Here is a 12,302-nt window from a genome sequence, read left to right as displayed (position 1 = left end):
CATGAGCACAGCAGAGGAGAATTTAAATTATAGAAGTACACTGGACGATTCGCAGTTTCAGGCGGCTATAGGTCGTATGGAGGCAAATGTTGGAAGGATGACAGGTCAGTTGATGAACCAGAATGGGGAATTGGAAACTTTTGCAAAAAAGGCGACTGATGTTGCTAACGCATTTTTTTCTTTTGATAACATTGCAGCCTTCCTTTCTTCGGTAGTACAGGTGAGAAATGAATATCAGCAATTAGATATCACTTTTTCGACTATTCTTAAAAGTAAAACTGCTGCCGATGCACTTATGAAAGATCTGTCTTCATTCGCGGGGACTACCCCTTTTGGTTTAAAAGAATCGGCAGATGCAGCAAAACAGCTGTTGAATTACGGATCGACTGCAAAAGATGTGGTTACGGAATTAAATATACTTGGAAATGTAGCTTCAGGGGTATCGGTTCCGATAGCTGACCTTGCCAATATCTATGGAAATCTAAAAAAACAAGGAACAGCATCAGAGGATGATATCAATCAATTGGCAAGTCGGGGCATTCCAATTTATGAAGAGCTGGCATCGGTACTTAATGTAGGGAAAGAGAAGATCAATACACTTGTCGCTGCTGGGCAGGTAGGTTTTCCTCAGGTGGAGCAGGCTTTTCGGAACCTGACTAATGCGGGGGGGACTTTTTATGGCTTGATGGAATTAAGGTCAGGAACACTAGGTGCTGAACTGGAGCGGTTGCAAGGTGCTTGGGACGCTATGTTAAATTATATAGGCGATAGGAATGAAGGTGTGTTTTCTGGTTCTATAGCCGCAGCTGCAACCCTGGTGGAGAATTATGAAACTATCCTAAAGGTATTGGAAGTTCTTGTGGTTACTTACGGTGTTTACAGGGCAGCAATAATTGCCAATACATTGGCTACGAGTGGAATCACTGCTGCTCAAATGCTTTATTCCGGGGCTCTTGCTGTTGCAACCCAGTATCAGAGGATAATGAATGCGACTGCTCTTGCAAATCCTTATATTGTAGTGGCTACCGCTTTAGGTGCACTTATTGCCGCGGTTGTGGTATTTTCGGATGCCAGTTCAGAAGCTTCCAGGTCATTACAGGAAATCAACGATGAGGTTTCTGCTAATCTGGATGTGGAGAAGAATAAACTGGATCAGCTTCTTGATGTGGCAAGAGATGAAACATTGTCCAAAGAACGCAGAGGTAGAGCGATCTCCGAGATCAACCAGCTTTCACCTGAACTCCTTGGAAATCTTACGCTGGAAACGATCAAAACAGAAAAGGCTAAGGACGCAATTAATAGTTATCTGGCCTCATTGGAGAAATCTATCAAGTTGAAAGTGGCCAACGAAAAATTGGAAAAACTGATCAGAGCGAAAGATGAAGGAGCCGGTTTTATTGATAAAGTAATCGGTGTTTCGAAGTATGGACTCTATGCCGGGACAATGATGGCGGATCTTAAGGCCAATGCGGAAAATAAAAAAGAACAGGATGCTGTAAAAGCGGAAATAAATACAATTCTCTCAGGGGATGAGAAAACCGAGTCAGCTCCAAGGAGAACAGTTGCCTTTCTTGATGGGGAAATAGAGAAACAGAGAATACTGCAAAAGGGGCTTTCTGAAACTTCAGCTCAGTATAGAAAACACAATCAGGAAATTAAAAAACTTGTAGAGGAAAGACGTCGGATAACAGGGGAAAGTGGCCCAAAGGTAAATTCTGGGCCAACTAAAAAGGATAAAATTCTCAGCGATGTACTTGACTTTGAAAAACAAGCTGCAAAAAGCGGAAACCCTGAAGATGAGGATAAAATTAAAGCCGCTCAGAAGAATGCAGAAAGTTTAAGAAAAAGAGCAGAAAGCGAAAAATTGGATGATGGTGTTGTGCTGCGTATCAACCGGGCTGAGAAAATAATTGAAGGTCAATTGAAGGGGGAAAAAGAGACTGCTGATTTAAAATCAGATCTGGAAAACCGGAAATCTATGTATGCCGAATATGAAGCTTTCAAAACAAAGGTTGGCACACTTGAGGCGGACAGAAGATATGCTTTAGAGATCAAAGATTATAAATCGTATCTGAAATCCAAAGAAGATCTGATTAAGAAAAAGCCTGAACAGACTCGTACGGATGAAGACAATAAGCAACTAGCTATTCTGGATAAAGAGGGTAAAGCATTAACGAAACAGGAAAAAGATCAGGTAGCTGAGCGTTTCGCCAATGCGTATAAGGAAGCGGAAACTTATGCTCAAAAAGAGGATAATATCCGTCAGGAATATAAAAGTAAGATAGATACGATTAATAACGAGCAGAATGGAGGGATCACAGCTGATCAAAGAAAAAATCTGGAAGATTTGAGGGATGCCTCAATTCAGGCTACCCGGGAAGAAGCTTATAAGAAGAGTGAGATCTACAAGAAACTGGCGGAGGAAACGCTGATCCTGAATCGGGAACAGATTGAAAAGCAGATCAAGACCATGCGATCTCTTTTGAAGAATTCTGAAATCTCTGAGGAGATGAAAGCGGATGTGAAATCCCAGTTGGCGGGCCTGGAAGGGCGTTTGGGCCTGGGGGTTGATGATGCCAATTTAAAAGCTCTCAGTGTGGAAGCAAAAACGCTGGAGGGGAATATTGCAGCGGTAAAAAAGCTGGACATTAACAAGCCCGAAAATGTCGCTGAGTTAAAGAGGCTCAGGGATAAATTACTTGAAGTTCAGGATAAAACTGATCAGATCAACAAGAGGGGACTGGATAAATTCCTGGAAAAGTTAAAAGACAACAAAACGCTGAAGGGTCTTTCTACAGGATTGAATGCGGCTTCAGAAGCGGCCTCGACCATGTCCCAGGCATTGGGTGGAGTAGATACAGAGGCAGGCTATACACTGGACACGATTGGTCAGCTTGCAGGGGCTGCAGGAGATGTTGCCGGAGCCATTGTGTCTGGAGATCCCCTGAAAATGGTGGGTTCGGCCATTAAAGCGGTTGGAACATTATTCTCCATTGGTAAACGCGTTCGGGAGATGAATGAAAAAGCGCGTAAAGAAGTGGAGGATTTCTATGCGAATGCAATTAAGGGAGAACGCGAGTATCAGGAATCCATAAAAGAACGGGCGTTACAGCGTGTTCGTGACAACAAGACTGCACTGAATGGGATCAAAGATGAGCTTAAAATCCGTCAGGATCAGATGGCTGCCTGGAAACAGGAGTCTGATGAGATCATGGGCAAGCTTGGTGGAATGAGCAGTATTGCGAGTGAAACTTATAAGCATGGGACCTGGTTCAGAAAAGCAAAGGTCATAAAGACCTATGAAAGTCTGGCCGGCAAAGATTTTGGTGAGTTGAGTATGTTGCTTTCCCAGGGGAAACTTGAAGGGGATGCCAAAGTACTGGTAGAGCGGTTAAAAGAACTGGAACAGAAGGGTTTTGATGCCGAAAAGGCAATTGCTGATCTGGCTAAGCAAACCAACGAGATCTTTACAGGAACAACTTCTGATAATCTTGCAAATAGCCTTCTGGGAATGTTTAAAGAAGGAAAAACAGGTGCTCAGGATCTGGCAGATTTCTTTAAACAGACCATGGATGATGCTGCACTCAGCATCTTTAAAAACAAGGTGCTTGCAGGGGCAATGGAAAGTTTCTATAGTGAGTTTGCCAAGCGGGGAGCGAGTGATGAAGAGTTAACTGATACCGAAATTACTGAATTGAAAACTATTTTCAATAACCTGATGGGGGATGCCGGAAAAAGATTCGAAGAGCTGAAGAAAATCACCGGACAGGATCTGGGAGGTAGCAAAACTGATTCTTCTTCATTAACGGGTTCAGGAACGATCAAAAGAGAAATCACGGAAGAGACCGCAAGTGTGCTTACAGGATTATGGAGGGGGCAGTTTGACATGACCAGGCAAATGCTTTCAATTTCAACGGAGGGAAATATAGTGCTGAGCTCGATTGGAGGAAATGCACAGGATCTGTTGAATGTAGCAAGGTCAAACTTCGATGTGGCAATGAAGATTGAGGCAAATACCTTCAGAACCGCAGACAATACCGGAGTAATGATTTCCAAACTCGACCAGGTGATTGCCAATACGAAAACAACATCAATTCAAACACCCTCTGATCTGGGTATAAAAAAATAACATATGAAAGGCAAATATTTCATCGCAAAACATGACGGTACCGAAAGGGTGGACTCAGGGATCTATTTCGGGCTGGTTTTTAAAAAAGGAACCTACAGAGAGTTGTTGAAACCCGGAATCCCAAAAGAACCGGAGTATAAAATGAACTTCCCGGATATGAACGGGACAAAATATGACATGGGAGCACCCATTTACTTTGAGTCCAAAAAGATCAAACTTCCGGTGATGCTGGAGGCTTTAAATGAAACCGATTGGTGGGAGTTTTACAGTCGCTTTGACCTGTTCTTTTCCTCCAATAGATTTTTCAGGTTTGAGGTCATTGATCTTAACAGAGGGTTTTTACTAAAATACGAAGGTGTTGACGGTTATGAGCTGCTGAGTCCTATCAAACAAAGTAACGGAAAGGTTGCTGCCACCTTCAGTCTGCAGGCAGAATATAATTATCAAGGTTTCACAGGAGTTTCAGCTTAAATTATGTCAACATTAACAATATATAGAAACAAGCTCGTATTTGCTCAGGTAGATACCGGCAGGGAGACGGTTTACAATGGAGACCTGATGGGGCAGAACAAGATCTCTGCTCAGTTCAAAAGTCCTGTGGCATTGAACCTGCTGGAGGGAGATTACATCATTCATAATTCCCATGTATTCACTTTAAAAGGAGCGGCAACCGAAACGCGGAACGGAAAGAGAAATTTCGATTACTCCGCAATATTTTTGGGGAGGGAATATGCTTTGTATCACAAAAAAGTTTTTCATGAAGGGAGCATGAACTTCTTTTATACCGGTAAGGCAGCGGAACATTTATCACTGATCATCAGCAATGCAAATGTGAGTGATCCGGGTTGGTTGATCGCTGAAGTTGATGAGACCCCTGATTCGATGACCATCCAGTATAATGACGACAATTGCCGGACAGCGATTACTAAAATAGCAGAAGCCTTTAAACTGGAGTATGAGTTTCGGGACCAGTCTGTTTATCTGAAAAAAGTGGTAGGAAATACCCTGCATGAAGTGACATTTAAATATGGGCATGATAAAGGACTGTATAGCCTTAGCCGCCAATCTCAGGACGATTCGGGTTATGGAACGGTGTTTTATGGTTTTGGGGGAACAGCAAATTTACCTGCTGATTACCGGAACGGAGTCCGTGAATTGATTTTTGAAGGAGGAAAGGTAGAAAGAAATGTCGATAAATATGGTCGGATAGAGGTGGTTGCCCGGTTCCCGGAGATTTTTCCGGAGAGAACGGGAACGGTAACAGCTACCCCCTCTCTGAGCTCAGTCCTGGATTCCAGTCTTAATTTTAACCTGAATGAGGTCATTGTTGATGGACAGGCAAAGATCGTATTTAAGTCAGGTGCGCTTAACGGACAGGAATTTGAAATCACAAAGTATGATCATACGAGCAAAACTGTGACTTTTAAAGTGAATGAGCTGGAAAATGGTTATCAGCTTCCAAATGTAAACTCAAAAGTCGTAATCGGTGACCGCTATACTTTTGTAGGCATAAAGATGCCGGAGACTTATCTTTCTGATGCAGAGTTAAGGCTGAAAAATGCAACAATTGAGTATGCAAAGAACCATAGTAATCCTCCTGTTTCTTTCACACTTGGGGTAGATTCGCTTTACCTGAAAGAATCGGGTCTAACCAATGCCATAAGGGTTGGCGACCGGTTGCCAATTGTGGACGAGGACATGGTTATTGATGAAAAACTGCGGGTACAATCTATTTCCTATCCGATATTTTCTCCGGAAAGTATCAATGCAACCATCAGTGATACGGTTTCTTATAGTTTGGCTGAACAGCTGATCAAGGATAATGTTAAGCATGAAGAGCTGATCAGACAAACAGAACGGAATGTGATCGAACAAAGTCGTAACAATGCGGTTAATTTAAGACGGTTACAAAATAAAGTGATTGATCCGGATGGCAATTACTTCACGGATAAAATAAGGCCAGGCAGTATCGAAACACTATATTTCGCAGCAGGTGCCAAGGCAACTAATTTTTCCCTGAAAGGTGTTGTATTTCATCCGAATTACCTTGGAGATCAGAATAAAATAAGGGTATCGGCAGGTCAGTTGATTCATTATGAGCTGCAGATTGAGGGTGTGGGTTTCATCTGGAACATGCTGCCTTTTGAAAATGACCTACTAGTCAGTGCCAAAGAGTATTATATCTATGCGAAAGTTTCGAGGACCAGCCTGACTGGCGAATGGTTATTCACAGATCAGTTGATCCGGGTGGAAGAAGTACCAGGATACTGGCATTTTCAAACCGGTGTTCTATATGCTGCCAAAGATGGAAGGAGAGACCATGAACTGACGAAAGGAATGACCTTTATCATTGGTGATCAGGTAACATCAGGAGTGCTGAAGTCTTTGTCAGGATTAAACTATTTTAACCTTACGGATGGTAAGTTCAACCTGGGGGATGGGAGTTCGGGAATAGATTTTGGTGTTACTGTGCCTGGTCAACTGACTGTTAAGGGAGGTGTAGTGTCCAAAAAACTGGTGGTAGGATATGGCGACTATTATTCTGCAGTAGGAGATGAAGGGGAGTTCCCTTTGTTTATAGGAGCTCCTTCTCTGAGTTTGGCTAATCAGGCAAAATTCAGAGTAACACGCGATGGAACTCTTTATGCTGCAGGAGGTGTTTTCGAAGGGAAAATCACAGCTGGTGCCGGCTCAAAGATCGGAGACATTCTGATTGATGCCGCAGGAAAACTGAACATCTCAGGAACAAAAGTAGAAATCAAACCTGATGAGAGCATAAAGGTATTTAATGGAGGAGTTGCGGATTTTAGTAAAGCCTCAAAACTGATTGTTCCGATTGTTGCACCTGATTTTTTAAATAACGGACAGGCAGCAATTTGGGTCGGTGACCTGTCGGGCTTAACACATGAAACAGGAGGCTATCTTTTGCCAATTGCTACATCCGGAATTTTGGGAGGAATTAAGATTGGTTCAGGTCTTAATATCGATCCGGCAACAGGTGTTGTTTCTGTTTCCGCAGGGGAAAGCCCGCTTAGCTTCGTGTCTCCTCTGGTGAGGACCGGAAATAGTGTGGCTATTCTGGAAGACGCCGCTCATAGGTTCATTACTGATACGGAACGTGTCAATTGGAATTTAGCGTTTGGCTGGGGCAATCATGCAGGTCAGGGGTACCTTAAAGCGGTGAGCTGGGATATCATTAGCGGTAAACCTGGTAGTCTTAGTCAGTTCACGAATGACCTTGGCAATTATGGAAGCTGGATCACCAAAAGTCAGGCTGATGGCTGGTACAGCCAGATTGATCATGGTCATTTATGGGCAGATATCACAAACAGACCAACTAACCTGAGCCATTTTACCAATGATTTAGGGAATTTTGGCAACTGGATTACCAAAGCCCAAACCGACCAATGGTATGAACCTGGTTTTTCTGTTCTTCAGATCGGTAAAGGAGGCACAGGAAGTGCTACCCGGAATTTTGTGGATTTAGGATCCAATGAAAGTGTTCAGGGAATAAAAATATTTGACAATGGGGCGGTATTTTCTAAAAATCTGATCATACCGACTCAGAGTCCGACTTTACTCCCAGGTCAGGCTTCTATATGGTTGGGGGACCTTTCCGGATTAACTTCAGATCCTTCAGGTTATACACTTCCGTTGGCTACAGCTGTTGTTCTTGGGGGTGTCAAGGTAGGGACAGGTCTTTTGATGGATCCCAATACAGGGGTGTTAAGTGTGAACGGGGATATTTTTGATTTAACAAATTATTATACAAAGGCACAAAGTGATGCCCGTTATGCCTTTGTTGGTGGAGGGAATGCTTCTGGTACCTGGGGAATCAGTATTACAGGAAATGCAGCTACAGCAACAACGGCTTCTAATTCAATACTTCACAATGGCTGGTCACAGAATTTTGGTGCTGCCAGTGGATCATTGGCTGGTATTTTAGGATTGTCAGGAACGACTGCTTCCTATAATTACTATAATGCAGGGACAGTACAAGCCTTTCTTGGTCTTGGGTCTTTTGCTTATCGTAACTCCATTAATGGTAATGAGATTAATAACGGACCTGGAAACAGAACTTTTGATGTCAGTGTATCTACTAATTTGAGATGGGCGTATTTTGGAAACAGCCATGTTATCGCAGATAATTCTGCAGGAGATCTTCATGCGAATAGAATCAATTCAGCAGCACCATGGGTGGAGGGCTATCCGATATTAATGGGTTTCAATGGCTCTAGTACTTATGGGGTTAGAGTAGATTCGGCAAGAATCTCAGATGTAGCACAGGCTGTTGATAATTCCGGTGCTTCCATGAAATTTAATTGGAAAGGTCAACCGGGGCAACCAGCATGGATGTGGGGATCAAATGTGCCTAATGACGCATACGTTTACAATCCTGCTAATTTCAACGTAAGGGGAGCAACGTATTGGGCTGAAAACGCATATGCAAGCACTGGGAATAATACTTTTGATGCTATAATGACCATCAAAGATAATGTATGGAGTTATACAAGTGCTACCCGTATTCAAAATGGCTTAGGCATGGATAAGGGTGGGAGATATCACCAATTGAATGATGTTTTCGGTGTAGATGCCAATACAGTAGACTGGAATACTTCTTCTTTTACTTATGCTGTTAACGCTCCTTATACTGGCTTCCTGGGGCAGTTTGGTACCAATTACGGACTGCAATTAAATAGTTCCTACGATGGTGGAGGTCAGTTGGCTTTTAGAACGATAAACGGTGACAATGGTACACGCTCAGTTTGGAGGCCGATATTATGGAACGGATGGAATATTGACAAGGTTCAGTTTGCAGGAGGGGCAGGGACATCCTATAATACGGCGAATTTAGAAGTTTTCAGGCCTTTTGAAAGTACATATAGTCCAAATTTATCATTTCATTGGGGAGGTAGGGTTGCTGCCCAAATAGCTTTGGGGAGCGACGGTGTTATAGAAATAAGGAATAACCCTGGTACTGATTACGAGAGTTTTAGAGCTAAGAATATAACAGTTTTTGGAGATTTAACAGCTAATAATTACGCCCAGGTTAGAGGTAATTTAGATGTTTTAGGTAACTCGAAAACTTTAGGTGAAAATTATTCTGGTTCGTGGTTCAGGTCTTTAACTTCTGGAAGAGGCTGGTATCACGAAGTTCATGGTGGTGGAATAATGATGAATGATAACGATTGGATCAGAACTTATGGGAATAAAGGGTTTTATGTGCAAAACGGTAGACTATCTGTTGATGGCAGAACGGATATAGCCAGTGATCTTGCTGTAACCGGAAGTATTCAAACAAACACGTTTTTTAAGGCTCAGGGATATGTAAATGCAGTAGGTAACTACGAAATGAACAATACAGGAGATCAGATATTATGGACTATTGGACGAAATTGGATCGGGCTTGACAACTACTATGGATTGGGTTACGAATATGAGAAACGCTCTTCATTTGGCCATACGATTAATTTTGCGGAAAATTCGGTTGTGAAATCAAGAATAAGCCTCTCCACCGGACAAGCCTGGTTTAACAGTCATGTAATCACTGAAGGGAATATCACAGCTCAAGGATCGGTAAAATCGGGTAATTGGTTTTATGCAGCTGGTCAGTCCGGACTTTACAATTCAACATACCTTAATGGTATATATGCTTTGAGTTCTTCTCAATGGAGGATTTATTCGGATACTGCCGAAGGGGCTTATTTGGAGTTTTCCGGTAGTGGCCAAAATAATGTGCGTGGGGCGATACATGGTGATGGCTCAAATAATTTTGGATTACTGAATTCGGCAGGTAGCTGGTCATTAAGAATGGATCCGAGTTCAAATGCGAACGTTACAGGTGCGGTCGTAGCTGGCGGTTTAGTTGCGGGTACAAGAGGTGTATTTGGACATGACAGTGGCGTTTCAGGTTCAGTAAATGCAACAAACTGGTTCAGAAGTCTGGGGGCTACAGGTTGGTATAGCCAGGATTATGGGGGTGGTATCTATATGGCTGATTCCTCTTATGTAAGGACCTATGGAGGTAAGGTGTTTTATTGTGATAATTTCATGCTTACCAGTGAAGGATATCAGGTTAATAACATTGGTGCTGGTCTGGTTGGCGTATATGATGCAACAAAATATCAGGCTGTTTTTAGCATGGGCGGAATTTATCAGCCGGCTAAAGATGGCAGTTCTTTGGCAAATATGTATGGTATCGCCTGGACACATTCAAATGCAGGAGGTCAATCCATATCTGGCCTGTCACATCAAGCCTTATTTGTTATTGCTGGGCAGACTGCATCAGCTATCGGTGAAGGAATCTGGACACGTAATAAAATGATCTCAGGGACAGGAACAAATGGTGGGTATGAGAATGGTGCCTATAACCAGGGGCATAACAATATATGGAGACTTGGAAATGCGCCAGAGCACGGTCTTGCCTATTATCAAAATGAAGGTGGCATCGATTATATAGGGATGCATTTTGGAGATCGGAACGTGCGGAAGTTTTCATTTAGCCAATGGGGTGATTTCTCGTCAACAGCTTCGGTTACCTCTCCGGTATTGAAAGCAACGGCGGCGTTGAAAATACCTACAGTTGCACCAACATTGGCTCCAGGAGAAGCCGCAATATGGATCGGTAATTTATCAGGAATAACAATATAAATATGGGAGCAGAGATTAATAATTACTTTCAGGTAGAAGCAAGGTTTCGGGGAAGTAATCATGTAGAAATGAAGATCAATCCGGCCAAAGCTCAGTGGAGTCTGGCCCAGATAAAATCATTGTTTTATCTGGATGATGTGATTGCCTTTACAGCAAACTATGGCGGAACAATGTACCATGGTTTCTGGGGAACATGTATTGTTGGAGGTCAGAACGAAAAAATGCACAGAACGAATAGAATCGTTGATGTTTACGGATCTACTTTAGGTCAGTCTAAAAGGACATTCAATGATTCGGGGTTAAATACTTTAGGGTGGACAAAGGAGCCTTATATCACTAATTTTAGAATTCAACAGGTTACCGGAGATATTTTCTTCAGGTCGTCATATTTTAGTAATTCACAGCTATCATGGCAATACAAAATAGGCAATGGAGTATGGTCGCAAGGTTTTCCAATCAGTTCATTGGCCAAAAATTCAGAAGGTGATTTTAATTTTACAACTACTGAATTTATGGAGGCGGGACGGGAAGTACGGATCAGAGGAGTAATTACTAATGAGGAAGGTGTCTACAATGGACCTGAAACCTATTTCTTAGTACGTGTCAGAAAAATAGTTTTGTCCAGGGGAGACTTTGCTTCTCAGGCTGCAGCCAATTACGGTGTAAACAATGCAACATACACAACTGATCGGGGATCCTTTGGTATGTATGCAAGATTATTCAGTAATGATCCCGAAATTTTAAATGATGGAGTTGATGCCGGGGCGGTTTATTATAGCGACGGGGCCAGCTGGTACGATGTTCAATATGTTGCGGAAAGAGACAGAAATGAGATTGTATCTATGGGAAGCATACAGCAAAGCGGGCCTTTTGCGAATCAATGGCCACCTACGGATCCGGCTTATGAGTCTCTGTTGACTGAAGGATGGTCTTTGTCATACTGGTTTGGAAGTAGCAATCAGGATGCATGTAATAGCGTGGCTAATAATACAAACCAAATCACCCCCTACAGAGTGCTAACGACAAAAAAGGAAATTTTGTTTACAGATGCATCAAAGGAGAATATTATACCGGTAGGCTGGTATGCAGACAGTGGCGGGTCAACCTGGTTTATCGCAGATGGTGTTAAAGTAATGCAGGGCTTCCAATGTGCAATATAAAACAATGTAAAAAGTAGTATCAATCAATAGTCTGATAGCCATATGTATTGTGGTCAGGACTTCATTATAGAAAAATAAATAATATGACAAGAACAAACAAAAGTACGATCACGTCCAAGGTAGACGAGGCTACATTATCAGGATTTGCCCTGACATTCTCTTACAATGTTGAAGAGGGAGAAACTACCCCGAAATCGGTTAACATGTATGGCAATAAAACTGTTGACGGAGAAAATGTAAACATCAATGCCAGTATGACAAGCAATAGCCAGTCTATTCAATTTCAAGGCATGAATCACGATGCAGAAATTGCTACTACCGTATTAACCGAAATGACCACCATTTTAAACACAACTATCTAA

5 protein-coding genes are annotated in these 12,302 nt (G+C 42.4%); all 5 read left to right on the top strand.

Annotated features, from left to right (window positions below; genetic code table 11):
- The first annotated feature begins 1 nt into the window (after nt 1).
- Nucleotides 2–4,129 (top strand): tape measure protein, encoded by a 4,128-nt coding sequence (locus BUC20_RS21390; protein ID WP_073233081.1) that lies wholly within the window; start codon nt 2–4, stop codon nt 4,127–4,129.
- 3 nt (nt 4,130–4,132) lie between these two features.
- Nucleotides 4,133–4,600 carry a hypothetical protein gene (locus BUC20_RS21385; RefSeq protein WP_073233080.1) on the top strand — a complete coding sequence of 156 codons (468 nt, stop codon included), beginning with the start codon at nt 4,133–4,135 and terminating at the stop codon, nt 4,598–4,600.
- Nucleotides 4,601–4,603: 3 nt separating this feature from the next.
- On the top strand, nt 4,604–10,780 hold the full coding sequence (gene pilV / locus BUC20_RS21380) for a shufflon system plasmid conjugative transfer pilus tip adhesin PilV (protein ID WP_073233079.1): 6,177 nt from the start codon (nt 4,604–4,606) through the stop codon (nt 10,778–10,780).
- 2 nt (nt 10,781–10,782) lie between these two features.
- Complete coding sequence (locus BUC20_RS21375) at nt 10,783–11,940, top strand: hypothetical protein (RefSeq protein ID WP_073233078.1); 1,158 nt, start codon at nt 10,783–10,785, stop codon at nt 11,938–11,940.
- A gap of 83 nt (nt 11,941–12,023) precedes the next feature.
- Entirely contained in the window at nt 12,024–12,302 is a 279-nt protein-coding gene (locus BUC20_RS21370) for a hypothetical protein (protein ID WP_073233077.1), read from the top strand.

The organism is Pedobacter caeni, from assembly GCF_900129215.1.
Lineage (GTDB): Bacteria > Bacteroidota > Bacteroidia > Sphingobacteriales > Sphingobacteriaceae > Pedobacter > Pedobacter caeni.
Note: the sequence above shows the minus strand (reverse complement) of the source record. Positions and strands in the feature narration are given on the sequence as shown.